The sequence below is a fragment of the Dietzia sp. 179-F 9C3 NHS genome (assembly GCF_045369825.1).
Lineage (GTDB): Bacteria > Actinomycetota > Actinomycetes > Mycobacteriales > Mycobacteriaceae > Dietzia.
This window is the reverse complement of record NZ_JBIQES010000004.1, coordinates 128,271-152,386: the sequence shown is the minus strand read 5'-3', so window position 1 is coordinate 152,386 and position 24,116 is coordinate 128,271. Positions and strand designations below refer to the sequence as shown.

Genomic DNA, 24,116 nt, shown 5'->3' with positions numbered 1-24,116 from the left:
CCGATGGGTTCCGACGACGCCCCCGCCGACGCCTCTCACCTCACCCCCGAGGAGAAGCGTGGGCCCCGCACGCTCCACGTGGCGCTGATGCTGCTGGCCGTGCTCCTCGTCGTGTCCGTGGTGGCGGACCCGGAGATGGTGCTGCCGCGCGACTCCACCCTGCACGGCGCCCACCACACCGACGAGGCGGCGGGTTTAGCGATCCCGGTGCCCGTGGGCTGGCGGGCGGACGGCCCCGAGGCCGCCGAGTTCGGCACGACCCGCATGGTGCCGACGGGTACGGGTGAGGCACTGTCCGTCCGCATCCTCGCCGGCCGGATGGAGCCCGGGAACGCGGCGGCCGCGATCACCGACGACCAGGGGGCCGCGACCGCCCTCGCCGAGATCGTCCAGCAGTACGTCCTGGGGGTCACCGGCACCCGCGACGACGTGCGCATCGTGCCCGTCGAGTCCGGGCTCGGCGAGGGGACGGCGGTGTCCTACGTGGTGGTGCCCACCGAAGGCGCGGAGGGCTCGGGGGGCCTGGTCTACGCGGCCGTGTTCGGCGAGGGGGAGGAACGCTCGTGGCTCGCCTATCTCTCCACGTCGCAGAACTCCTCGCCGTCCCCGCGGTGGGTGGACCGGCTCGTCGGCAACATCCAGCGGACGGGATGACGGCGGGAAAGGCCGCGGTATGACGACGAGGGTCGCGGTCCGCGACGCGCTGTCGGTCCGCGGGGCGTTCGCCCGGTACGCCGCCCGGTTCGACGTCGTCACCGAGCCCCGCACGCGCCGCCTCCTGGTCTGGGAGATCGTGATCGTCCTCGCCGTGACGTTCGGGCTCTCCGGCCTGTATTCGGTCCTCGACCTGGTCTCGGCGCTGCTGGTACCGGAGTCGCTGGCCGACCAGACGGCCACGCTCAACGCGGCGCGGTCCACGCACGCCTGGCTCGACCTGGCCTACCAGCTGGCCGGCGTGCTGCGGCTGGTGGCGTGGGCGGCGCTGCCGCTGGTCCTGCTCGCCCACTCCGGGGTGGGGCCGCGCGCCGCCGGACTGGTCCGGGGCCGGGCGGGCCGGCAGGTGGCGTGGGGGCTCGCGCTCGCCGCCGTCATCGGGATCCCCGGGCTGGCCCTGTACCTCGGCGCGGTGGCGGCGGGGGTCAACCTCCAGGTGGCGGCGTCGGGGCTCACGGAGACGTGGTGGCGCCCCGTGGTGCTGACGCTGGCCGCGGCCGGCAACGGCGCCGCGGAGGAGGTACTCGTGGTGGGCTACCTGCTGGTGCGGCTGCGGCAGCTCGGGGTGCCGCCGGCGGTCGCGCTGGTCGGGACCGCGCTGCTGCGCGGGTCGTATCACCTCTACCAGGGTTTCGGTGGCGGGCTGGGGAACCTGCTCATGGGGCTCGTCTTTGCCCTGTGGTGGATGAGGACGCGCCGTTTGTTGCCGCTGATCCTGGCGCACACGCTGCTCGACGTGGTGGCGTTCCTGGGCTATGCGCTGCTCGCTCCGCATGTGAGCTGGCTGTGAGCGGGCCGTGACGTCCGTCTCCACGGCGGTGCGGGTCCGGACCCGTCGGCACCCGGGCAAGTAGAGTCCGTTGCCATGACCGACGACCCCAGGCGGCGTCACCTCACGCCGGAGGAGGCCGCCGAGCTCCGACGCCGCGCGCGCGAACGCCGCGGCTACGCGGACCCGCCCCGCCGGTCGGACCAGCCCCGCCGTGCGGCCCAGCCGCCACGATCCGCGGAGCCGCCCCGGAGACGCTCGGCGGGCGCACCCGGGTACCAGCCGCGGCAGGAGCCCGAGCCGTGGCCGTCCGCGGGCCGGGGCCGCGACGAGCGCCGGGCTACCGAACCGCGCCGGGACCCCCGCCGCGAGCCGCGTCGCGAGCCACGTGCCCGCGGAGCCGAGCGCGACCCGTACCGCGAGCCCGTCGACCGCCGTGACCCGCGGCGACGACCCGACCCCCGCCGGCAGCCCGACCCCCGCCGGCGCACCGATCCCCGTGGTCGGGTGGACGCGCGGAACCGGCGCGCGGACGTTCGGCCGGCCCGCCAGCCCCGTAGGCGCCGGCTCGGACCGCTGCGGGGAATCGCCCTGCTGCTGGCGGTGGTGCTGACGCTGGGCGTGGTGTCGCTGATCTGGGCGGATTCCAAGCTGCAGCGAATCGACGCGCTCACCGACTACCCGGGCCGCGGCGGCAACACCCCCGGCACCGTGACCCTGCTCGTGGGCACGGACTCGCGCGAGGGGCTCACGGAGGAGCAGCAGGCGCAGCTGTCGACCGGCTCGGAGTCCGACGCGGGCGGCAAGCGCACCGACACGATGATGCTCGTCTACACCCCGCGCGGCGGGGACCGCACGATGCTCATCTCGCTGCCCCGCGATCTACTGGTCACCATCCCGGACTACGGCCAGAACAAGCTCAACGCCGCCTACACGTTCGGCGGGCCTCCGCTGCTCGTCCGCACCCTCGAGGAGCAGACGGGCGTGCGGATCGACCACTACGCGGAGATCGGCTTCGGCGGGTTCGCCGGGATCGTCGACGCGGTGGACGGGGTCGATCTGTGCATCGAGCAGCCGATCGACGACCCGATGGCGGGCATCAACCTGGCGCCCGGCTGCCAGACGCTCACCGGCCCGCAGTCGCTGGGCTTCGTCCGCTCCCGCTACGGCTTCGCCGAGCAGGACCTCCAGCGCGTCCGCAACCAGCGGCAGTTCCTGGGGGCGCTCATGAAGAAGATGATGGACCCGGGCACCCTGCTCAACCCGTTCAGAGCGCTGCCGCTGCTCGACGCCTCCACCGAGGCGATCACCGTGGACACCGGCGACCACATCTGGAACCTCGCGTCCGTGATGTGGAAGGTCCGCGACGACCCGCTCACCGTCACCGTGCCGTACGACGGCATGGGCTCGGGCGACGTCGGCTCCTACCTGGTGTGGGGCCCCAGCACGACGGCGTTCTTCGACGCGGTGGCCTCGGGAGGCACGCCGCCGCAGGAGTACCTGGACCCCGGACAGTAGGTCCGGATCAGCACCGTGGATCCGGGAGTGGCGTGACGGCGAGGTCAGCCCGCCGGCGTGATGGAGACGATCCCCCAGGTGCCGTCCTCCGCCTGCACCACGCGGACCCGCTGCCGGATGGTGACGGGCTCGGCGTCCGGCGGACTCTCGGTGAGCGTGACGTCGAGCAGCTCGGGCGAGAGTTCGCGGATCTGAACGCAGTGCCGGGTGCCCTCGGGCAGGCGGTCGACACCCTCGGTGCGCAGGCGCTCCTCGGACATGCGGCTGGTCGGCGAGACCGCCTCGAACGCCCCGGCCGCGGACCGCTCGACGTAGTAGGCGTGGTCGAAGGCGAGCACGGCGCCCGCGGGGGTGTCCAGGCCGCCGGGGCCGTCGCCGGAAACCAGGCCCGGCCCCTCGACCGCGGGGCAGTGGTCGGCCGGCGCGGCGGCGGGGGCCCCGGCGTCGGCAACCGGGCCGCCGCCCGTGGCGCCGCGGACGAGGAGGTAGCCGACGACGGCGGAGCCGGCGAGCACGGCGAGACCGCCGGCCACGAGCAGGGCGGCCGGGGCGAGCCGTGAGCGGCGGTCGGTGGTCGGGCGCGGGGGCGGGTCGTCGCCGAGGCGGATGCGGTGGGGCGCCGCGGCTTCCGCGGGGCCGGCGGACACGGCGCGCTCGGCCGCGGGGCCGGATTCGGGACCGGGGCGCCCCGCCGGCGCGGCGTGATCGGCCGGGGTCGGGTTCGGGGTCGGTCCCGCCCGCAGCCACGGCGGAACGGTCACCTCGGGGGAACGGGGGACCTCGTCGTCGTCCCCCGTTGCCGGCCGGTCGGCCACGTCGCACCCCCTCGTCGCGTCGGGCGCGCCCTGTGGCACGCGGCACCCGAGGGGATACTAGGGCCCCGCCGCCCCGCGCGGGGGTCCGTGCCCGTCAGCGCAGCGTGACCTGTCGGGCGCGCAGGCCGTCGCGGGAGGACCGCTCTTCGGAGGTCAGCGGCCCGTCCTGGGCGAGTGCGTCGGCGATCCGGGCGTCGAGCTCCACGAGGGCGGGCGCCCACTCCTGGGCATGCATCTCGGGGTCGAGGTCGAAGACCGGGACGAGCAGGCCGTGCGTGCGGAAGGACCCGGCGAAGCGGGAGCCCTCACCGAGGTGGAGGCCGCCGGCGGCGTGGACGCGGGCGACGGCGTCGAAGAGCGCGTCCTCGTCCTCGGGCCGCACCCAGCGGATATGGGCCTTGTCGCCGGCGTCGACCCACCAGGCGGCCTCGATGCCGTCCCGGGCGACACGCGCGGACGGCATCATGACCTCGTTGGCGTTCTGCACCGCCTGGGCGATCTCCGGGGCCACCTGGACACCGTCGGCGATCCACCACGAGAAGTCGTCGTGGACCTCGATCTGCAGCGGGGCGGCCGCGTCCACGACGTCGGCGAGGGCGGGCGTGTCGTCGTCGGGGTAGGTGGCGGTCAGGGTCTCGCCGCCCCCGGCGCGGGTGGCCCAGTCCACCGCGTAGGCCAGGTCGGCCGCCGGGTCGGGGCCGTGCACCTGCACCTGGAGGCCGACGAGCGCCTCGCCGCCCAGCTCGTCGTCGCGCACCAGGCCGGCGATGGCGCCGGGCAGCACGGTGGCCAGCACGATCTCGCGGTCCGTGCCGGGCGTGGTGAGCCGGGCGGTCGCGGACGGCACGAACTCGCGCATCGCCACCATGTCGCACTCGCCGGCGAACCCGGCGAACGGACGCGGATCGACGCGCAACTCCTCGCGCTCGGCCGCGCGTGCGGCGAGTTTGGCCTGGCGCTTGCCGCCGGACTTGGGCTGGTTGTGACGGCTTCTTCTACCCACGAGTGCCAGGATACGGGGCGTCCTGCGCGACGGGGGCCGGACGGTCCTCGAGGGCCTCCAGCGCCCGCGCGGGGACGTTGGTGCCCACCCAGTCCACGCCCAGGTCCCGGCAGAGCCGGAGGTCGGCCGGGTCGTCGGCCGTCCAGCAGTAGGTGCCCAGGCCGCGCGATCGCCAGTACTCGACCAGCCACGGGCGGGCCCGCAGCGCGCCGATACTGGGGCCCATGAACTGGGCGCCGCAGCCCTCCGCGGGCCAGGACTTGAGCACGTTGCGCCGCTCGCGGAGCTGCACCACGGGCACGGCGGGCACCATCTGCCGGAATCGACGCACCGCGAGGACGGAGAAGCTCATCATGAGCGCCCGCGACTCGCCGAACGTGGCCGGCTTGTCCAGGCCGAAGTAGCGAAGCTCGTCGCGCAGCGCGGCCTCGACGCGGCCGCCGGTCGGAACGGGGTGCTTGGTCTCGAGGAACAGGCGGACCTGCGGGTACGCCTCGGCAAGCACGAGGAAGCTGCGGAGGGTGAGCACCGGCTCGGGGCGACGGTGGAGGGGGTGCCACGACCCCACGTCCAGGCCGGAGAGCTCGTCGAGCGTGCTGGCGTGGACCCACAGGTCGCGGTCGCCGACCCGGGTGGTGCGCGGGTCGTGGAGCAGGACGGGGACGCCGTCGGCGGTGAGCCGGATGTCCACCTCGAGCGCCTCGGCGCCCTCCTCGAGCGCCTTCTGGTAGGCCACCAGGGTGAGTTCGGGGTAGTCGGCGGAGGCCCCTCGGTGGGCCACGATCCCGCTCCGTGTGGACACCGGGGACGCCGGCCGGGTGGTCGCCGGAACCGTCACGGGCTCTCCTCTCGCGCTGGGGACGCGTCCACGATCCCCCTCACGAGAAACCGTCGGGTGAACCGTGGGAGAGGGTCACCGAAACTCCGCGTGACGGCGAGGGTCTCGGTGGCCACCCAGGCGGCGGTCGCCAGCGCGAGCGCGGTGAGCAGCACGGTGTCGGCCGCGGCCTGCGGGCCGTCGGCCGTGCCCCGCCACACCGCGAGCGCCACGGCGAGCCCGTTGACCACCCACGCCGCCCACCAGCGGCGCAGTCGGCCGGCCGTCGGGGCGCGAGCTGGGGCGCGGGTGGCGCCGACGACGGCGCGGCGTAGCTCCTCGAGGTAGACGGGGGTGCGCAGGTAGGTAACGACGGGGAGCAGGCTGCCCGCCCACAGCTCGATCCGCCGCCGGGGGTCGCGCTCGGGCGCGTATGCCGCGCGCCGCCGCGTCACGAGCCACGCGGTGGTCGCGACCGCAGCCAGCAGGCCCACGACGAGCGCCACCGCGCCGGTGACCCACACGAGCGCCGTCGTCACCGCCTCGACCCACCATGGGGCGAGGCGGTCGGAGTACCAGGCCAGGACGGCGTAGCGCAGCAGGTGCGCGGCGGCGGCGCCGGCCAGCCAGCCGCGCGCGGCGGGCAGCAACCACCGGATCGTGCCGGCCAGCCGGGCGGTGGGTCCCGGTCCGGCCTGGCGCGGCGGCTCCGGGCGGGGCGCGACGACCGGGGGGAGGCCCCAGCGGGGCGTGGCCGGATAGGACGGGGTCCGGTCGCCCCACGCCGCGCCGGTGCGGGCGCGCGGCCGGGGCGGCCGCGGGACCGGCAGCGGCGTGCGCCACGGCGGATGCGCGACCCAGCGCCACCCGTGGGGCCGCCGCGGTGAGGTCATGCCGACCATGCTGGCACAACCCCCCGACGCGCATCGGACCGGTCAGCGCAGCGGGACGAACCGATAGCCGCCGTGCCGGGTCTCGCGGACGGACCCGGCGTCGTCGACCTCGACCCGGCGCATGACGTCGTCCACCGGCACCACCATCACCCCGCCGGGCGCGAGCTGTGCCAGCAGGTCCTCCGGTAGGCGCCGCGCCATCGCCGAGACGAGGATCCGGTCGAACGGGGCGGCGTCGGGCGCGCCCCGCACCTCCGGGTCGGCCACCCGCAGCGTCGCGGCCCCCGCCCCGGGCGAGCCGGCTCGGTGCGCGCGCACCGCCGCGGCGGACCGCTCGACCAGCTCCGGCACGAGTTCCGTGCCCAGTACCCGCCCCTCGGGGCCGACGAGCTCGGCGAGGATCGCCGTGGTCCAGCCGCTGCCCGAGCCCACGTCGAGCACGGAGGCGCCGCGCGGCACGTCGAGCAGCCGGAGCATGTCCGCCACGGTGGAGGGCTGGGAGTTGGTGGAGCCGTACCCGATGGGCAACGGGCCGTCCTCGTGCGCCCGCGCCCGGACGTCGTCGGGGAGGAAGCACTCCCGCGGCACGGCCGCCATCGCCTCGTCCACGTCGTCGCGCCGCCGCCACATGTCGCCCTCCCGCCCGTCCGGTATCGCCACCGTACGGCGCGTGGGACGGTGGCGGACATGAACCCGCTGCGCGCGTACCGCTCGACCGGCGCGGATCTGCCCTTCGGCGATCCGCGCGCCGCACACGGTACCGCCACCTCCGGGGTGGCGATGGAGGGCTACTTCTACCGGGTCACCGACCCGGCGACAGGGCGGGTGGTGATCGCGCTCATCGGCGTCAACCGGGGCCCCGACGGCCCGTGGGCCACGCTCGGCCTGGCGAGCGCCGTCGCCGACGGCCCCTCCACCGTCGCCACCCGGGCCGTACCCGGTGCGTGGTCGGACCCCGACCGGCTGGGCGCCCGCTCCGGCGACGCCTTCGTGGGCCACGACCGCGGCGTGGACGTGGACCTCGGGCCGGGAGCGCGCCTGCACCTGGAGATCGACGAGGCCGTGGAGTGGCCGCACCGGGCATTCGGCGGCTCGAGCGTCTTCCAGTGCGTGCCGGCGCTCAACCAGTACTGGCACCCGTGGCTGCTCGGCGGCCGCGGCCGGGGCTGGGCCGAGGTGGGCGACGAGCGCTGGGAGTTCGACGCCGCCCAGGTCTACGGCGAGAAGAACTGGGGCGGCGGGGGCTTCCCCGAGTCGTGGTGGTGGGGCCAGGCCCAGGGTTTCGACGACCCCGGCGCGTGCCTGGCCTTCGCCGGCGGCCAGGTCCACTCGGGGCCGCTGCGCACCGAGGTCACCGCGATCGTGGTGAGGCTGCCGGACGGCCGCGTGGTGCGCCTGGGCAACCCGGTGGTCTCGCCGGTGCGGGCGCAGGTCTCCGACGACGAGTGGCTGCTCTCCGGCCGCGGTTACGGCTGGCGGATCGACGTGGTGGGGCGAGCCCCGCTCGCGCGGGCCCACGTGCTGCCGGTGCCCCTGCCGGACGAGGGCCGCAACACCGCCGGGGACCTCGAGCACCTCACCGGCGAAGTGGAGGTGACGGTGCGACGACGAGGCCGGCTCGTCTGGTCGGGCCGCAGTTCGCTGGCCGCGCTGGAGCACGGCGGCCTGGCGCGGGCCGAGGCCGAGTTGCGCCGCCGGGGTGTCCCGCCCGGCGCCACCGTCCACGCCCCCTGAGCCGACGTCGCTCAGTCCCAGCTCTCGACGTGCCGCAGCAGCGGCAGGGCCTTGCGCTGGACCTTGCCCATGCGGGCGTGGATCGTGTCGAGGGTCTCGATGGCCTCGGTGACGTACGGGCCCTTGTTGAGCATCACGCACTCGGCGCGCTGGGCCGAGCCGGCGTCGGAGATCTCGGCCCGCGACGGCAGGCCCGTCTTGGCCAGTGACTCGAGCACCTGCGTGGCCAGCACCACGGGCACACGCGCCGCCTGACACATGAGGGTGATGTTGCGCGGGATCTCGGACAGGGACTCGAAGCCCATCTCCACCGCGAGGTCGCCGCGGGCGATCATCACGCCCACCCGCTCGTGCCGCATCGCCTCGAGCAGCAGGCGCGGCAGCGCGCGGTAGGCCTGGCGGGTCTCGATCTTGAGCAGCAGCCCGAGCTCGCGGCCCGTTTCCGCAGCGGCGGCGCGCACCGCGTCCACGGCCTCGGCCACGTCCCGGCGGGTACGGACAAACGAGACCGCCACGACGTCGGCGTGCCTCGCCGCGAAGCGCAGGTGCTCGCGGTCCTCGTCGGTGAGGGCCGGGGTGTCCACCTCGAGGCCGGGCACGTTGATGCCCTTCTCTGAGCCGAGCCAGCGGCCGCCCTCGCGGCAGCGCACCACCTCGAGGCGCGCCCACGGCTCGTCCGTGCCGCCCACCTCCGAGGTCGCGCGCACGTCCGCGGCGATCACCCCGTCGTCGAAGAGCACCCGGTCGCCCACCGTCAGCGCGTCGACCACCGCCGGCAGCGCGCAGCCGAGTCGGATCTCGTCGCCCACCCGGGGCGGATCGACGGGGTCGGTGGCGCCGGTGAGGAGGATCGTGTCGCCGCGGCGGACGCGGATACGGCGGGGGACGGCGGGGATGCCGCGCACGCGGGCGCCCTCGAAGTCGCAGTCGACCATGGTGCCGTCGCGCACCCACGCGTTGCGGTCGCCCTCGGCGAGGACGCCGTCCGGGCCGGCGGCCACCACGGTGAAGCGGCGCTTGAGCCCGCGGGCGTCGGGGATGTCGATCACCTGGCCGGGCGCCCGGCGGGCGAGCCACGCGGGGTCCACCCGCATGCACAGGGGCGGGCGGCCGACTGTCGGTGGCGGGGCCGGGGTGTCGGCGGGGTCCATGTCGTCGCGCGTCAGCCAGATGCGGGACGGCTCGACCACGGTGCCGTCGACGTCGCGCGTCACCCGGGCCCGGCCGACCGGGGCGCCGAGCGTGATGGGGCCGGTCCGCAGCTTGGGCCCGGCGAGGTCCATCGAGACGGGGATCCGCCGGCCGACGCGTTCGGCGGCCGCGCGGACGTGGGCGATCATCGCCTCCCACCGGGCGGGGTCGTCGTGCGCGCAGTTGATCCGCGCGAGGTCCATGCCGCGCTCGGCCATGCCCAGGACGAGCCCGGGGTCGTCGGCGGCCTGCGACGGCAACGTCACCATCACGCGGCCTGAGCGCCCGTCGCGGGGGCGGCCCAGGAGCGCGTCGGCGTGCTCCCCCAGCGCCGCGTCCCCGGCATCGCGCGCCTCCGCCGTCGCCGCCCTACGCGCGTAGAGGGCCGGGTCAGCCCCGCCGAGCGCGGCCACCGCGGCCCGCGCCGACCTCAACGACGCCTCCACGTCCACCTCGCAGCCCACGAGTGGGGACAGACCCGCGTCGAGCAACCGGTCCTGCAGATCGCGCAGGTCATGGCCCCGCAGTTCCGCGTAATCGACGAGATTCACCGCCCCGTCGCGGTGCGTGGTGGCCACGTCCGCCAGGAGGTCGGAGCGCTCAGCCCGGGCCCTGGCGAGGTCGGCGAGCAGGGAGTCGAGGTCGCGTGCGAGGTCGGAGAACACCCCGCCAGTCTGGCGCGGCGCGCGGCGGTGGTCGAGTATGCGGGCGCGGCTGCACCACCTGTTCATCCCCCTGTCACCCGGCGGGGGTGACGAGCCGCCTCGGTACCTGTAGGGTGATCCGCAGTAGTTGAACATGTACGTTGTATTTCTGTAGAACCACACCCTCCGCCAGAGGGTGATGCGGCACGCAGGGAAACACAGCACGCTCTCTGCTGCATCACCAGGCGCCCCGACAAGCGGGGTGCCGACTGTCGAAAGGATCCCGGTATGGCTACCGGCACCGTGAAGTGGTTCAACGCCGACAAGGGCTTCGGCTTCATCGCCCCCGACGACGGCTCGGCCGACGTCTTCGCCCACTTCTCCGCCATCAACGGCTCGGGCTACCGCTCGCTCGAGGAGAACCAGCAGGTCTCCTTCGAGGTCGTCCAGGGCCAGAAGGGCCTGCAGGCCGAGAACATCACCGTTCTCTGATCTGACCTCACCTCGGCAAGGGCCCCGGCGGGATTCGTTCCCGCCGGGGCCCTTCCCGCGTGTCGGCGCCACCTCACTCGTGTGCGCACCCCGATGCCCGGCTCAGCCGACGGGACACGCGATGCCGCTGCGCACGTGGCAGTCGTAGCCACCGGGGTTCTTGAGCAGGTACTGCTGATGATGGTCCTCGGCGTAGAAGAAGCGCCCCGAGCGCACCTCGGCGAGCATGCCGAACTCGGTGGTGAGCGGCCCGAAGCCGGCTGCAGCGAGCTCATCCTGGTAGGCCGCGCCCAGGCGGCGGGCAGCCTCCAGCTGCTCGGGCGTCGTGGCGAGGACGGCCGAACGGTACTGGGTGCCCATGTCGTTGCCCTGGCGCATCCCCTGGGTGGGGTCGTGCCACTCGAAGAACGTGGCGAGCAGCGTCGCCACGGGCAGCACCTCGGGATCAAACACCACGAGCACCACCTCGGTGTGGCCGGTCGCGCCGGTGCACGTCTCCTCGTAGGTGGGGTTCACGGTCCAGCCGCCCGCGTAACCGGCCGCCGTGGTCCACACGCCGTCGAGCTGCCAGAGGATCTTCTCGGCGCCCCAGAAGCAGCCCATGCCCAGCACGATCGCCTCGTGCCCCGGCGGGAAGGGCGGCCGCATCGGGTTGCCCGTGGCGAGGTTGGCCGGCGCCACCGGCATCTCGGCGGACCGCCCCGGCAGCGCGGCGTCCTCGCCCACCACCTCCGTCGCGGTGCGCATGGTCCTCAGCCTGATCGCGTCCTCGAGCCAACCCATGGACGCCAGGGTAGCCGCGACTCGAGACCGTGGCCCGATCGTGATGTGACGTGCGCCATAGGACTGGATAGGGTGGGGCACCAGCCCGCCGACGAGCGGCGGACCTGACGATCACGGGGGAACGATCATGGACGCCCGGGGAGCCGCCCACGACCGGATCCGGCACCTTCTCGACGACGAGCCGGCACCCGCCGCCCCTGACGAGCGCTGCGGCCCCAGCCTGCGCTGGGCCGCGATCGGCGCCGCGGTGTGCCTGGCCCTCCTCGTCGTCGTCCTCGTCTTCTGACCCGACCCCGCCGCGCGCTGCGACCCCGGCCGCCGGGGACCAGGCCTGAGTCATCCCCGCGCCTCGCGCGCAACCCTCACCAGTAGCGGCGCCCACGGCGCGCAGTCCTCCTCTGGCAGGCCCGCCACGTCCTCGGGTCGAACCCACCGCAGCTCGGCGATCTCGGCGCGCGGCGCGGGCTCGTCGCGGCCAGCGACGAGGTCCACGGAGAACACCTCGGAGACCAGGACGAAGCCCGGCTCGTTTGCGGTGGCCGTGTGGAAGCGGCCGACGTGGTCGAGTTCGGCGGCGTCCACGTCGAGCCCCAGTTCCTCGCCCAGCTCGCGGGCCGCGCACTCCGCGGGGCTCTCCCCCGCCTCCCACTTGCCGCCGGGCAGCATGAAGCGGTCGGTGCCGCGCTTGCGCACCGTGACCACCGCGCCGTCGGGCCGCGTGAGCACCACGGCGGAGACGGAGATGACGCGCCCGGCGGGGCTATCGCGCTGATCCACACCCCCGATCATGGCAGGCGGCACGCGGTGTCGCGGTGGGAGTGGATCCGGTGGACGACGGCGAGGGCGCGCGATCACTATGGTGGAGGTCGGTCGCCGTGACGGGCGCCACGGGCTGCTGGCCCGCGCGCTGCCCGCCACCCAACAGAAAGGACTCCCCGTTATGGCCGAGTACGTTCTTCCCGATCTCGACTACGACTACGGCGCGCTTGAGCCGCACATCTCCGGCGAGATCATGGAGCTGCACCACTCCAAGCACCACGCCACCTACGTCGCCGGCGCCAACACCGCGCTCGAGCAGCTCGCGGAGGCCCGCGAGGACGGCTCGATCTCGGGCAAGGCCCCGCTGCTGAGCAAGAACCTCGCCTTCCACCTGGGTGGCCACACCAACCACTCGGTGTTCTGGAAGAACATGTCGCCCAACGGTGGCGACAAGCCCGAGGGCGAGCTGGCCTCCGCGATCGACGCCGAGTTCGGCTCGTTCGACAAGTTCCAGGCCCACTTCAACGCCGTCGCGAGCACCCTGCAGGGTTCGGGCTGGTCGGTCCTCGGCTACGACCACATCGGTCAGCGCCTCGTGATCCAGCAGCTCACCGACCAGCAGGGCAACATCTCGGTGAACATCACCCCGCTACTCATGCTGGACATGTGGGAGCACGCCTTCTACCTCCAGTACAAGAACGTCAAGGCCGACTACGTCAAGGCCTGGTGGAACGTCGTCAACTGGGAGGACGTCGCGCAGCGGTACGCCGCCGCCAAGGGCTGAGTCCGCCGATTCCCCGACTCCCGACCGACGGGCCCCGCGCACGCGAGCGCGGGGCCCGTCGGCGTCTCCGCGGGGGCCGGGCGTCAGCGTCCCCAGCCGCCGAAGTGCGCCTCGAGTCGCGGCTCGGCGATCCACCACCCGGACAGACCGAGCGTCGCGTCGCGTTCCGGATCGGGCGCCCCCCACCGCTCGACGCGGGCACGCCCGCGCCGGGTGGCGAGCCGGCCCGCCCGTCGCCCGTCGACGACGAGGCCTACGTCCGCCAGCCCGCAGCGGTTCGTCCTACTCGCGGCCTCGGCGAGCGCTCCTGGGGTGGGTGCGACACCGGCCTCGAGGGTGATCTCCGCGCGCACGCCGTCCACGATCCCGGCGGGGACCGCGTGCGCGTGGACCCTCGGGTCGGCGGCGAGCAGCACCGGTACGGGGCCCGGCACGGCGAGCGCACAGTCGGCCCCGGCCAGGACCGCGCTCGCGGTGAGCAGGACGGCCGCCTCGTCGTCGGCCCCCGTCACCGTCACGGCAAGGTCCGGCCGCGCGGACACCACGCCGCCCGGCCGCGCGCCGGGCTCGGTGATCCTGCCGGCCAGGGCCAGCGTCTCGGCGTTCTTGGTCGCGAGCGCGGCGGCGGGGTCATCGGTCGAGCGCGCCCCGAAATCCGGGCCGTCGTGCCACGCCACCGCCTCCGGCTCGTGCGCGAGCAGCGCGCCGGCCTGCCAGGCGCGCCACCCGAACTCCCAGTCCTCGCCGCCGTACCCGACCATGTCCCCGGCGAATCCACCGAGCTCCTCGAAGAACGTCCGGGAGCAGGCGAGGACGCTCGAGAGCACGTAGCGGTACGCGCGGTCGTCGGCATCGAGGAGGTTCCGGGTGTCGCGGTAGCCGTCCACGAGCCACTGCGGATCCGGCAGCGCTGTCTCAGGGTCGGCACCGGGCCCGGTGAGCCGCGCGTACCGGCGGCGCCCGACCACCACCGCTTCGGGGGCCACCGACGGCAGTCGACTGATCGCCGTGACGAACCCGGGTTCGGGGACCGTGTCGCCGTCCACAAAGACCAGGACGTCACCGTCCCCCGCCGCCGCCCCGAGGTTCCGCGCAGCCGCCGCGCGGAAGCCCCGGTCCTCCTGCCGGACGAGCGTCACACCCTCCGGTACCGCGGGCGGATCCGGGGAGCCGTCGTCGGCCACGATCACCCGTAGCCGGCCTGCCGGGTGTGTCTGCGCGGCGAGCGCGTCGAGGACCAGCGCGAGCCGCCCGGGGTCACGGTAATGGATGACGACGACGTCGACCCGCGGCGGACGCGGGCTCGTGACCCCGTCGAGGAGGTCCCAGCGATTGCCAGTCACGGGCGCCGCGATCCGCTCGCCGGCGATCCAGAAGCGGCGGTAGGCCGTGCACACCTCTGCCCATCCCCAGCGCGGGACGGTCCCCAGCCGGGTCGTGGCGGGCTCCGTCCACGCCCGCCGGATCGCCTCCGGCCAGTCCCCGTCGGCGACGAGGGTCACCGTGCCCGGCCAGCGCTCGGCGAGCTCACGGGTGTACCGGTTCTCTGCGGTGAGGGGGCGCCGTCCGGCGGAGATCCACGCGGCGATCGATCCGCTCGCCGAGACGTGCCGGTGCGGGGCCGCCGGCACCGCCGCCGCCTCGAGATCGGCCCCCAGCCGCCCGGCCGGGACATAGCCGCTCACCGCGACCCGCACCTCGCACCGTTCCCCCCGGGCGATCAGGTCGTCGGCGAGGTCCTCGTGCCCCTCGCTGCACTCGCCCAGCGCCACCAGGCCGGGCCCGCCGGCGTGCCCAGGGGCCGGGGACGAAACGCCACCGATCCCGGCGAGCGCGAGCGCGTCGACGGTCTCGGCGTGCCCCTTGCCGGGGTACAGGAAGCCGAACACCGCCACCGCCGCGTCCAGCCCCGGCAGTGCCGGCTCGGCGGCTTCGGGCAGGTCCGGCAGCGGCAGGGGGATCACCGTCGGCGCGTGGTCGATGCCCGCCTCCCCGAGAAGGAGCCGCTCGTGGTGACTCGCCACCACCACCGCAGACGCCGCCGATGAGACGGCCCGGTAGCAGTCCGCCCGTGCCCGGAACGAGATCTCCCCGTCCGAGGGCTGTGGCACGTCGTGCAGGGTCACCGTGGCATCGCGGCCGGCGCAGGTCCGGCGGACCGCGTCGGCCGCCGCAGCGGGGTCGGCGCCCCAGATGCGGTCTGTGAACCCCAGGTGCAGCGGCGTTCCGGCCGGGAGACCGGCGAGCGCGGCCGGGAGATCGCGGTGGTCGCGCACGCGCAGGACCGGCGCGCCGAGTGTGGCGGCCAGCTCGGCAGAGTGCTCCGTCACGCCGTGCCGGTCCGGCCCGAGCACCACGTGGGTCCGAGCGGTGGTTCGGCTCCGCGCCCGCGTCACGCCAACCCCAGCAGCGCGATCGTGTCGGCGTGGCGGTCCAGGCCGGCCGCGACGACCTCGGGATGGGCGGCGTACCAACGCAGCTGCTCCTCGACGATCCGCTCGTCCGCCACGGGGTCGCCTTCGACCAACCAGGCGGACCGCGGCTCCCCCGGTGCGCCGAGCGCGGCGAGCACGTGGTGTTCGACCGGAGTGAACACCGAGCGGAGCAGGACCATCCCCGGGTCGCCCACCGGTTCGGGGATCCCGAGGGCCGCCCGCACGCGCTCCGCCTGGGCGGTGAGGACGCGGTTGCCCGGGTGGTTGACGGTGTGGAAGTCCTCCAGCCGCGGGGCCTCCAGCAGGTCGGAGACGACCACGGTGCCGTGGGCGGACTCCCGGCGGCGCAGCTCCGCGACAGACCGGGCGGCCACCGCGCGGAGCACATCCGGGTCGCGGGGGAACGCCCGCTCCCGTCCGTCGTGCGCGCGCAGCAGTGTGCGCAGGTCGTGGTACGGCACCCCGGGAGGATCGCCCGCCGCGGCCCGCACGGTGACCTGACAGGGGTAGAGGCCGGCGAAACGCAGGACGGGGATCCGGACCACGCGGGCCCGCGCGGGCAGCATCGCGGCGGCCTGGGCGGTGCCCACCGGGAGACCCCGGTAGTCGTCGACGATCGGCTGGGTCACGAGGACGTCGGTGCGCGAGAGGAGCGCCCGCAGGAACGGCACGTCGCGCGGCTCGAACTCGTGCACCGCGGGGATCCGCACGCCCCGGACCGGGCCGTCGAGCAGGATGCGGGTGGCCTCGGCCTGGCAGTTGCCGAGCACCACGAGGACCGGCCGGTCGTCGCCCGGGGAGCCGAAGCCGTCCAGTCCGTAGAACTCGCCATAGTGCCGGGTGCGCCCGTCCCCCGGGTCGGGGAACGGCTCGGGCATCGCGATCGGCCGGTCCGTCATACCCGCAGGGTACGGTCAGGTGAGACCGGGCGCCTCCGGTACGCAGACCCCGTCATCCGGTGGTCCACCGGGGCCCGGGTGCAGGGTGTTCGGGAACGGGGAGGCCGGTGCGGTGGGGGCAGACGTGGTGACATGCGCGCGCGGGACGATCCGCGTGCAGTCCGTGCCCGTGGGGCATCCGTACGTCGCGGGGGCTCTTCCCGACCCCCGCCTCGACCCCGTCGCGCTCCTGCCCGATCCCATCGTGGACCCGTTGGAGCCTGAGCGGTGGTGGCCCCCGCGGGCACTGGACCCCTCGTGGCTCGAGGCCCACGCCGACGAGATCGACGTCCTCCACGTCCACTTCGGTTACGACGAATCCGCGCCCGAGGAGCTCGAGGCCGTCGCCGCCGTCGCGCGGCGGTACGCCATCGCCCTCGTGGTGACCGTCCACGACCTTCACAATCCGCACCAGCCGGACCCGGAACCCCACCGCGCGCGGCTCGGCGTGCTGGTCGGTGCCGCCGATGCCCTGATCACGCTCACGGCAGGTGCCGCGGACGAGGTGGACCGCCGCTGGGGGCGGCGCCCGGTGGTGATGCCACACCCGCACCTCGCAGCCGGCCGGGACCGCCGCCCGCGCGGCGTCGGCCGGATCCCGCGCGTGGGGGTGCACCTCAAGGACCTGCGGCCCAACACCGATGTCGGCACGGCCTGCGAGGCGATACGCGCGCTGGCCGACGACCACGCGCTGCGGGGCGAGATCCGGGTCCACCGCGAGGTCCTCGACGCCGCGCACCCACGCCACGTCCCCGGGCTCCGGGACCGGCTGGATGTGCTCGCCGCGCACGAGCGGATCGACGTGCTCGTACACGATCGCCTCGACGACGCCGCGCTCGCCGACGCCCTGGCCAACCTCGACGTGGCGGTACTGCCGTACCGGTTCGGGACGCACTCCGGGTGGCTGCAACTGTGCCGGGATCTCGGGGTCCGGGTGGCGGCTCCCGACTGCGGGTACTACCGTGAGCAGGCCGAACCCGCGGCCGTGGCGGAGTTCGTCACCGGCGACACCGACTCCCTGGTCGGTGCCGTGCAGCGGCTGCTCGCACAGCCCGCGCCCGCGCCCACCACGGCGACGGTGGCCCGCCGCCGGCGGGAGCGCTCGCGCCGCGAGCATCTGAAGGCATACCGGGCCGCGCTGGCGGAGGTCCGAGGATGAGCGCCGCCGACCGGCCCCTGCGCATCGCTCTGGTCGCACCGGCCCGGTTTCCCGTCCGCGAGCCGTACGCGGGCGGGCTGGAGTCGATCGTGGCCACCCTGGCGTCGGCGCTCCGCACCCAGGGGCACGAGGTCGAGCTCTACGCCGTCCGCGGATCCGCGGAGGGCTCCACGCGCTTCGCCTTTCCCGGCATCAGGTGGGGTCGCCAGGACCACGCGAGCGACGTCGGGTATCCGCCCGGGGGGCAGGAGGCCGAGCACCAGGCCTTCGACGCACTCGTACAACACCTCGCCGCCGAGGGCGGGCACGACGTGATCCACAACCACAGCCTCCACCCCGCTCTGCTCGCGCGCGCCGGCGAACTCGGCGCCCCGCTGCTCACAACCCTGCACACGCCGCCGTTCCCGGAGCTCCAGGACGTGATTACCCGCGCCGTGGCCGAGGGACGCTCGTGCGGCCATGTCGCGGCGGTGAGCCGGTCGGTGGCCGATGCCTGGGTACTCCCCGACTCCGCCGAGGTGATCGGCAACGGTATCGACCTGGAAGGCTGGCCCGCCGGCCCCGGAGGCGATCACCTGGTGTGGACCGGACGACTGGTGCCCGAGAAGGCACCCCACCTCGCACTGGAGACCGCGCGGGCCGCCGGGCGCCCGCTCCGGCTCGCCGGCCGGATCGGCGACGACGACTACGTGCGGGCGCGCGTGCTGCCACTGCTGAGTTCGGAACACGAGTACCTCGGCCCACTCCGGCGACCCGAGCTCGCCACGCTCGTCGGGTCCTCGGCGGCCGCGCTCGTCACGCCGCTGTGGGAGGAGCCCTTCGGGCTCGTCGTGGCCGAGGCCATGGCGGCCGGGACGCCCGTGGCGGCACTCCGGCGCGGAGGTGTCCCGGAGGTCCTCGGCCCCTGGGCCCGGGTGTGCTCGACGCCCGTCGAGGACCCGCGGGCCCTGGCGCGGGTCGTGGATCGCGCCGTCCGGCTGGACCGTGCCGCCATCCGTTCCGACGCGCGGGGGCGGCTCGGCGCCGACGTCATGGCCCGGGCTTATGTCGCCCGATACCGGGATCTCGCCGCGGCGGGCGTCGCGGGATGATCGGCTGGTACGCCCACCACCACGGGCGCGGGCACCTCCAACGCGCTGCGGCCGTGCTCGACCACATGCCGGGGGACGCGACCGTCCTCAGCTCCGCGACCGTCCCGCCGGGTCTGCTCCCGGACGGCGTGGGCGTGCTACCACTCGCCCGCGACGACGACGAGGTCGGCGACGGCACCGGCCCGATCGATCCCACCGCGCACGGCATGCTCCACTGGGCGCCGTTGCGCCACCCCGGACACCGCGAGCGGATGGCTCGGATCGCCGGTTGGCTCGAGGCCACCGATGCCCGGGCCCTCGTCGTGGACGTCTCGGTGGAGGTCACGCTTCTCGGACGGCTGCTCGGTACACCGGTCGTCGCCACGGCGATGCCGGGGCGCCGCCCGGACCCCGCCCACGCCCTCGGGCACACCGCGCCGGCCGCCCTCCTCGCGGCCTGGCCGGACTGGGTCCCCGCGGCTCCGCACCTGTCGGACCACACCGCGCGCCTGCACCGGGTCGGCGGGATCTCCCGCTTCGCCGGTCGCGCGCGGCCGGCCACCTCGGACGACCGCACGCGGGTCGTGATCCTCGGCGGCGCCGGCGGGAGCGCCGCTCCCGCCGGCTACTGGGCCGCGGCCGCCGCCCAGATCGCCGGGTCGGGTCGGGGCCGGGCGGGGCCGGAGGTGACGATCATGGGCGGGACCGACGGCGAGTGGGTCGACGACCCCTGGCCGCTGCTCTGCGGCGCTGATCTCGTGGTGACGCACGCGGGCCAGAACGCGGTCGCGGATGTCGCCGCCGCCGGCGTGCCCGCCGTGGTGATCCCGGAGCCCCGGCCCTTCGACGAACAGCGCGCGACCGCCGACATCCTCCGAACGGCCGGCCTCGCCGTCGTCGTCGACACCCTCCCCGCTCCGGGCGGGTGGCCCGCCCTCGTGGCCGCGGTGCTCGGCTCCTCTACCGGCGACCCCGCCCGGGCCCGCGAGAACTGGGGGCGCTGGCAGGTCGACGGCGCGGCGGCTCGGGCGGCCGCGGTGGTGGCCGAGGTGGCACGGTGAGCGCGGTGAGCACGGTCGTCGTCACCCTGGCCACCCGGTCGCGGGCCGCCCACCTGGCCGTACAACGGGAGGCCGTCCGCCGACACCTCCCCGGGTTCCGCCACCTGGTCGTACTCCTCGACGACCCGGGCTGGACCCCGTGGCCGGGCGCGTGGACGGTAGACGCCTCGTCGGCAGGTCCGGTCGAGCTCGCCCGCGCACGCAACACCGGGGGCGACGCGGCGGTGTCGGCCGGGGCGGAGCACCTGGTCTTCCTCGACGTCGACTGCCTGCCCGGCCCCGACCTCGGGAAGCACTACTCCGCGGCACTGCGTACCCGACCCGACACGGTGGCCTGCGGCCCGGTCACCTACCTCGACCAGGCACCGGCCTCCGGATACGACCTCGACGCGCTGGACGATCTCACCGACCCCCACCCGGCCCGACCCGCACCGCCGGACGGACTGATCCGGGCAGCGACCTCCGACGAGTACGTGCTGTTCTGGTCGCTCTCCTTCGCCGTCACCGCCAGCACCTGGTCGGCGATCCGCTCCCGGATCGGAGGATTTCACGAGAGATACCGCGGGTACGGCGGAGAGGACACGGATCTCGGCCTGGCCCTGCGCGAGTCCGGCGTCCCGATGGCCTGGGTGGGCGGGGCCCACGCCTACCACCAGCATCATCCGGTGTCGGACCCGCCGGTCGAGCACGTCGACGCGATCCTCGCCAACGGGGCCGTATTCCGGGAGCGCTGGGGCTTCTGGCCCATGGTCGGGTGGCTCGAGGAGTTCGAGACCCTCGGCCTGGTCCGACGGGATGCGGAGGGGGTGTGGACAAGGAGCCCCGGACGTACGTCCAGTTAGGTAACCTCGCGCGACAGGTGATCCACCTCACCCTCGACCAGATGATCCGGGAGCCCCGATGTCCGATTCGACTATCCAGGTCAACCGCCGCACCGTCCTCGGCGGGGCGGCCGCACTGGGGGGCGTCGCAGCGCTGCAGTCACTCCTGCCCGCCGTGGCCTCCGCGCAGTCGACCCCGATGTACGTCGGCCGCGGCATCGGCGACATGACGGGCGAGCCGCTGGGTGCCGGGATGAACGGGTACGCGGACACCGAGCAATCGTCCGTCGGGCTGCACCTGCGCCAGCGGGCCCGCGCCTTCGTGTTCGCGGACTCGCCGTCGTCGCCCCGGTTCCTCCACGTGACGGCCGAGATCGGGCTCATGTTCCAGTCCATCCAGCAGGAGGTGCTGCGGCGGCTGGCCGCCGAGTTCGGCGACACCTACCACGAGGGCAACGTGGCGCTCACCGCCACGCACACGCACGCCGCGCCCGGCGGTACCTCCGGCCACCCGATGGTCGATCTGTCCATGGGCGGGTTCCGACCGGTGACCTTCGAGGCCAACTGCGCGGGCATCGTCGACGCCGTCCGCATGGCCCACCACGACCTCGCCCCGTCCGAGGTGGGCGTCACCACGGGCGCGCTGCACGACGCCGGCGTCAACCGCTCCCGCGGCTCCTTCGAGCGTGACACCCCGGAGGAACGGGCCCACTTCCCCGAGGGGATCGACCCCCGCTCGCAGTCGCTGCAGATCACCCGCGGCGGCCGGCTGGTGGGCGTGCTCAACTGGTTCGCCGCCCACGCCACCTCGATGACCGCCGAGAACCGGCTCGCCTCGCCGGACAACAAGGGCTACGCCGCCTGGCACTGGGAGCGCGAGGTCGCGGGCCAGGACTACCTCGCCGGCGGCACGCCGGCGCTCGTCACGGCGTTCGCACAGACCAATCCCGGCGACGTGAGCCCCAACCTCGACCTGCGGCCCGGACACGGGCCCACGGCCGACGAGTGGCTCAACACCCGGATCACCGGCGAGCGGCAGTTCGCGGCCGCGCGCGACCAGGTGGGCCGCGGGGTCCGGCCGCTCGGCGGCGGGATCGACGTGCGGCACCGGTGGGTGGACATGTCGGCCGTCGAGGTGCGGCCCGAGTTCACCGGCGACGGCCGCAGCCACCGCACCGCCGTCGCCGCGCTCGGGGCCGCCTTCGCCTCGGGCAGCCAGGAGGACGGCGGCGGCGGAGACGAACTGCCCTTCGCCGAGGGCGACCGCGGCGGCAACCCGGCCGTCAAGGCGATCGCCGACGTGGTGGTGCCGGCGTGGCTGCGTGAGGCCCACGGCGCCAAGGACGTCCTTCTGCCGGTGGGTCTGGTGCCGCACGCGATCCAGCGCGTCTACCCGTTCCATCTCGTCCGCCTGGGCACCCACTACCTGTTCTGCCTGGGCTTCGAGCCGACCGTCGTGGCGGGCCTGCGCCTGCGCCGCACCCTGTCCGCCGAGCTCGGCGTGCCCGAGGACCATGTCACCATCCAGGGCTACACCAACGCCTATGGCCATTACGTGACCACGCCCGAGGAGTACTCGGCGCAGAACTACGAGGGCGGCGCCACCGCCTTCGGCCCGTGGACCCTGCCCTCCATCCAGCAGATCGCCGCCGACCTCGCGCGCTCGATGCGCTCCGGCGCGCCCAACGACCCCGGTTCGCCCGAGCGCGACCTCACCGGGCAGATCCCCACTTCGCCGCTGGGCAACCCGACGGTGGACACCCCGGTGCCCTTCCGGAATTTCGGCGACGTACTCGACCAGCCTCTCGGCGAGTACCGGGTGGGCCAGCGCGTAGCGGTCCGGTTCAGCGGCACGCATCCGAACTCCGACCTGCGCCGCGGCGACACGTACCTCGCGGTGGAACGGCGCGACGGCGGCCGGTGGGTCCGGGTCCACGACGACGGCGACTGGTCCACGATGATCGTGTTCGAGGGCCTGCTCACCGTGACCAACGCGCTCGTGAACTGGGACATTCCGCCCGGGACAGCGCCCGGCGAGTACCGCGTGGTGTACACGGCCTCGGGGCGTGGGATCGACGGGAAGTCGTTCCCGGTCCGCGGCGAGAGCAGGGCCTTCGACGTGGTCTGAGCCCCTCTGGGACACTGGGAGAGTACTTTCCTTGCATCTCCTAGTGAAAGGATCCGCCCGTGGACATCAAGGGTGCCTCCGTCATCGTCACCGGCGCCGCCTCCGGCCTGGGTAACGCCACCGCACGGTCGTTCGCCGAGAAGGGCGCACAGGTCTTCGGCCTCGATCTCCAGCAGTCCATCGACAAGGCCAAGGAGCAGGGCATCGACGAGGGCATCACGCTTCTCGCCTGCGACGTGACCTCCGAGGACGACGTCAAGTCGGCGATCGCGAAGGCCACCGAGGCCGCCCCGCTGCGCGTGGTGGTCAACTGCGCCGGCATCGCCCCGGCCGCCCGGATCGTCTCCAAGCGGGGCGTGCACGCCCTGGACCTGTTCCAGACCTGCATCTCCGTGAACCTCGTGGGCACGTTCAACGTCTTGCGCCTGGCCGCCGAGGCCATGTCCACCCAGGACACCGTCGACGAGGACGGCCAGCGCGGCGTCATCATCAACACCGCCTCCGTGGCCGCGTACGAGGGCCAGGTCGGCCAGATCGCCTACGCCGCGTCCAAGGGCGGCGTCTACTCGATGGGTATCTGCGCCGCGCGCGACCTCGCCCAGTTCGGCATCCGCGTCAACACCATCGCCCCCGGCACCATCGAGACCCCGATGCTGCGTGGCCTCACCGAGGAGTTCCAGAAGACCCTCGAGGCCTCGATCCCGTTCCCGTCGCGCCTCGGCCGTCCTGCCGACTACGCCCAGCTCGCGAACGCGATCGTGGAGCACGACTACCTCAACGGCGAGTGCATCCGCATGGACGGCGCCCTGCGCATGGCGCCGCGGTAACGCGCCCCTCCCCAACGGCCCGAGGCCCGTCCCCTTCGTCGGGGACGGGCCTCGGGTCTGTGTGCCGTCGTGGCAGGATCCGTGCGAATCAGCCGCGGCCGTTCGGGTTCGTCGGGCCGGGGGCCTGGGGCGTGCCGTCGACCGGCTGCTGCGCCGGAGCCTTGCCCGGCTGGCCGGGGAGCGAGCCGGTGTCCACGCCCGGGATCTCGGGAAGCGCAGGGAGTGGGGGCAGCTGGACGCCGCCACCGGCGAGGGACTGCTCGATGGCCGGCATCGCCGCAGCGCCGGCCGCGATCGAACCGCCGACGAGGGCGATCGGGACGAGCACACCGAGCGACCCCACCGGGGCGCCGAGCGAGCCGACGAGCGAACCGATGGGGGCGACGATCGAGCCGACGACCGGGACGAGCGAGCCGCCGCCGGGCAGCTCGCCGACCGAGTCCGTCACCGACCCGGGAGTGATCGAACCGGAGGGAATCGAGCCACCGCCCGGAAGCGAGGAATCACCACCGAGGGAATCCGACACCGACTTCTCGACACCACCACTGCCACCCGGCACAGCACTCGACAACACACCGAGCGACGCACCCGGGACCGCCAACGAACCAACCGCGATATCGATCACCGAACCGACATCCGAGCCCCCACCCAACGAGCCACCGCCGGGCAACTCGCCGACCGAGGCCGTCACCGACCCGGGAGTGATCGAACCGGAGGGAATCGAGCCACCGCCCGGAAGCGAGGAATCACCACCGAGGGAA

Annotated in this window: 24 protein-coding genes and 1 pseudogene; 14 read left to right on the top strand and 11 right to left on the bottom strand. The window is 74.4% G+C overall.

Translation table 11 applies throughout. From position 1 onward, the window contains the following. Positions 1-3 precede the first annotated feature (3 nt). From ACH0BZ_RS06980 to ACH0BZ_RS06970, 3 genes are all read left to right on the top strand, one after another. Positions 4-654, top strand: a complete 651-nt coding sequence (locus tag ACH0BZ_RS06980) for a hypothetical protein (protein WP_406897284.1) — start codon at positions 4-6, stop codon at positions 652-654. Between the two features lie 19 nt (positions 655-673). Further along, positions 674-1,504 carry a CPBP family intramembrane glutamic endopeptidase gene (locus ACH0BZ_RS06975; protein ID WP_406897283.1) on the top strand — a complete coding sequence of 277 codons (831 nt, stop codon included), beginning with the start codon at positions 674-676 and terminating at the stop codon, positions 1,502-1,504. A gap of 75 nt (positions 1,505-1,579) precedes the next feature. Then, entirely contained in the window at positions 1,580-3,001 is a 1,422-nt protein-coding gene (locus ACH0BZ_RS06970; protein ID WP_406897282.1) for an LCP family protein, read from the top strand. 44 nt (positions 3,002-3,045) lie between these two features. Here the strand turns inward: ACH0BZ_RS06970 and ACH0BZ_RS06965 are convergent, their stop codons facing one another. The 5 genes from ACH0BZ_RS06965 to ACH0BZ_RS06945 all read right to left on the bottom strand — a co-directional run bounded on the left by ACH0BZ_RS06965 (position 3,046) and on the right by ACH0BZ_RS06945 (position 7,189). Beyond that, the gene (locus tag ACH0BZ_RS06965) at positions 3,046-3,816 is read right to left on the bottom strand and encodes a hypothetical protein (protein WP_406897281.1); all 771 of its coding nucleotides are present in this window, start codon (positions 3,814-3,816) and stop codon (positions 3,046-3,048) included. Positions 3,817-3,910: 94 nt separating this feature from the next. Beyond that, complete coding sequence (locus ACH0BZ_RS06960) at positions 3,911-4,828, bottom strand: DUF5926 family protein (RefSeq protein ID WP_406897400.1); 918 nt, start codon at positions 4,826-4,828, stop codon at positions 3,911-3,913. Continuing rightward, positions 4,812-5,657: a glycerophosphodiester phosphodiesterase gene (locus ACH0BZ_RS06955; protein ID WP_406897280.1), complete on the bottom strand. Its 846-nt coding sequence runs from the start codon at positions 5,655-5,657 to the stop codon at positions 4,812-4,814. The genes ACH0BZ_RS06960 and ACH0BZ_RS06955 overlap by 17 nt, the downstream gene beginning before the upstream one ends. Beyond that, complete coding sequence (locus ACH0BZ_RS06950; RefSeq protein ID WP_406897279.1) at positions 5,654-6,529, bottom strand: DUF4328 domain-containing protein; 876 nt, start codon at positions 6,527-6,529, stop codon at positions 5,654-5,656. Before ACH0BZ_RS06950 ends, ACH0BZ_RS06955 begins: the two co-directional genes overlap by 4 nt. Before the next feature lie 42 nt (positions 6,530-6,571). Continuing rightward, on the bottom strand, positions 6,572-7,189 hold the full coding sequence (locus ACH0BZ_RS06945; RefSeq protein ID WP_406897278.1) for a protein-L-isoaspartate O-methyltransferase family protein: 618 nt from the start codon (positions 7,187-7,189) through the stop codon (positions 6,572-6,574). Positions 7,190-7,216: 27 nt separating this feature from the next. Between ACH0BZ_RS06945 and ACH0BZ_RS06940 the strand changes: the two genes are divergently transcribed. Beyond that, entirely contained in the window at positions 7,217-8,263 is a 1,047-nt protein-coding gene (locus ACH0BZ_RS06940; protein ID WP_406897277.1) for a tocopherol cyclase family protein, read from the top strand. A gap of 11 nt (positions 8,264-8,274) precedes the next feature. Here the strand turns inward: ACH0BZ_RS06940 and ACH0BZ_RS06935 are convergent, their stop codons facing one another. Next, the gene (locus ACH0BZ_RS06935; RefSeq protein WP_406897276.1) at positions 8,275-10,119 is read right to left on the bottom strand and encodes a pyruvate kinase; all 1,845 of its coding nucleotides are present in this window, start codon (positions 10,117-10,119) and stop codon (positions 8,275-8,277) included. A gap of 267 nt (positions 10,120-10,386) precedes the next feature. Between ACH0BZ_RS06935 and ACH0BZ_RS06930 the strand changes: the two genes are divergently transcribed. Further along, positions 10,387-10,590, top strand: a complete 204-nt coding sequence (locus ACH0BZ_RS06930) for a cold-shock protein (protein WP_406897274.1) — start codon at positions 10,387-10,389, stop codon at positions 10,588-10,590. Between the two features lie 102 nt (positions 10,591-10,692). On the opposite strand, the gene msrA is transcribed toward ACH0BZ_RS06930, so the two are convergent. Beyond that, a complete protein-coding gene (msrA, locus tag ACH0BZ_RS06925) occupies positions 10,693-11,373 on the bottom strand; it encodes a peptide-methionine (S)-S-oxide reductase MsrA (RefSeq protein WP_406897273.1) in 681 nt (226 codons plus the stop codon). Positions 11,374-11,500: 127 nt separating this feature from the next. Here msrA and ACH0BZ_RS06920 point away from each other — a divergent pair, with 127 nt between their 5' ends. Continuing rightward, the gene (locus ACH0BZ_RS06920) at positions 11,501-11,659 is read left to right on the top strand and encodes a hypothetical protein (protein ID WP_406897272.1); all 159 of its coding nucleotides are present in this window, start codon (positions 11,501-11,503) and stop codon (positions 11,657-11,659) included. A gap of 50 nt (positions 11,660-11,709) precedes the next feature. On the opposite strand, the gene ACH0BZ_RS06915 is transcribed toward ACH0BZ_RS06920, so the two are convergent. Further along, positions 11,710-12,150, bottom strand: a complete 441-nt coding sequence (locus ACH0BZ_RS06915; protein WP_406897271.1) for an NUDIX domain-containing protein — start codon at positions 12,148-12,150, stop codon at positions 11,710-11,712. Between the two features lie 163 nt (positions 12,151-12,313). Between ACH0BZ_RS06915 and ACH0BZ_RS06910 the strand changes: the two genes are divergently transcribed. Beyond that, positions 12,314-12,916 (top strand): superoxide dismutase, encoded by a 603-nt coding sequence (locus ACH0BZ_RS06910; protein ID WP_406897269.1) that lies wholly within the window; start codon positions 12,314-12,316, stop codon positions 12,914-12,916. Positions 12,917-12,999: 83 nt separating this feature from the next. Here ACH0BZ_RS06910 and ACH0BZ_RS06905 read toward each other — a convergent pair whose 3' ends face one another. Both ACH0BZ_RS06905 and ACH0BZ_RS06900 read right to left on the bottom strand, forming a co-directional pair. Further along, positions 13,000-15,246 (bottom strand): glycosyltransferase family 2 protein, encoded by a 2,247-nt coding sequence (locus tag ACH0BZ_RS06905; protein ID WP_406897267.1) that lies wholly within the window; start codon positions 15,244-15,246, stop codon positions 13,000-13,002. Between the two features lie 62 nt (positions 15,247-15,308). Continuing rightward, positions 15,309-16,250: a WcbI family polysaccharide biosynthesis putative acetyltransferase gene (locus tag ACH0BZ_RS06900; RefSeq protein ID WP_406897266.1), complete on the bottom strand. Its 942-nt coding sequence runs from the start codon at positions 16,248-16,250 to the stop codon at positions 15,309-15,311. A gap of 154 nt (positions 16,251-16,404) precedes the next feature. Between ACH0BZ_RS06900 and ACH0BZ_RS06895 the strand changes: the two genes are divergently transcribed. From ACH0BZ_RS06895 to ACH0BZ_RS06870, 6 genes are read left to right on the top strand one after another with little or no spacing between them, the layout of a single operon-like run. Beyond that, on the top strand, positions 16,405-17,448 hold the full coding sequence (locus tag ACH0BZ_RS06895) for a hypothetical protein (protein ID WP_406897265.1): 1,044 nt from the start codon (positions 16,405-16,407) through the stop codon (positions 17,446-17,448). Further along, positions 17,445-18,539, top strand: a complete 1,095-nt coding sequence (locus ACH0BZ_RS06890; RefSeq protein WP_406897264.1) for a glycosyltransferase — start codon at positions 17,445-17,447, stop codon at positions 18,537-18,539. Before ACH0BZ_RS06895 ends, ACH0BZ_RS06890 begins: the two co-directional genes overlap by 4 nt. After that, positions 18,536-19,579: a glycosyltransferase gene (locus ACH0BZ_RS06885; protein ID WP_406897263.1), complete on the top strand. Its 1,044-nt coding sequence runs from the start codon at positions 18,536-18,538 to the stop codon at positions 19,577-19,579. The genes ACH0BZ_RS06890 and ACH0BZ_RS06885 overlap by 4 nt, the downstream gene beginning before the upstream one ends. Then, positions 19,576-20,421 (top strand): glycosyltransferase family 2 protein, encoded by an 846-nt coding sequence (locus tag ACH0BZ_RS06880; RefSeq protein WP_406897261.1) that lies wholly within the window; start codon positions 19,576-19,578, stop codon positions 20,419-20,421. The genes ACH0BZ_RS06885 and ACH0BZ_RS06880 overlap by 4 nt, the downstream gene beginning before the upstream one ends. Before the next feature lie 58 nt (positions 20,422-20,479). Further along, positions 20,480-22,528, top strand: coding sequence for a neutral/alkaline non-lysosomal ceramidase N-terminal domain-containing protein (locus ACH0BZ_RS06875; RefSeq protein WP_406897259.1), 2,049 nt, complete (start codon positions 20,480-20,482; stop codon positions 22,526-22,528). Positions 22,529-22,587: 59 nt separating this feature from the next. Next, positions 22,588-23,355 carry an SDR family NAD(P)-dependent oxidoreductase gene (locus ACH0BZ_RS06870; protein ID WP_406897258.1) on the top strand — a complete coding sequence of 256 codons (768 nt, stop codon included), beginning with the start codon at positions 22,588-22,590 and terminating at the stop codon, positions 23,353-23,355. Positions 23,356-23,443: 88 nt separating this feature from the next. Here ACH0BZ_RS06870 and ACH0BZ_RS06865 read toward each other — a convergent pair whose 3' ends face one another. Beyond that, complete coding sequence (locus tag ACH0BZ_RS06865) at positions 23,444-23,803, bottom strand: hypothetical protein (RefSeq protein ID WP_406897257.1); 360 nt, start codon at positions 23,801-23,803, stop codon at positions 23,444-23,446. Positions 23,804-23,813: 10 nt separating this feature from the next. On the opposite strand from ACH0BZ_RS06865, the pseudogene ACH0BZ_RS06860 reads away from it, so the two are divergent. Further along, positions 23,814-24,116 (top strand): annotated as a pseudogene (locus ACH0BZ_RS06860) (hypothetical protein); the annotation flags it as partial.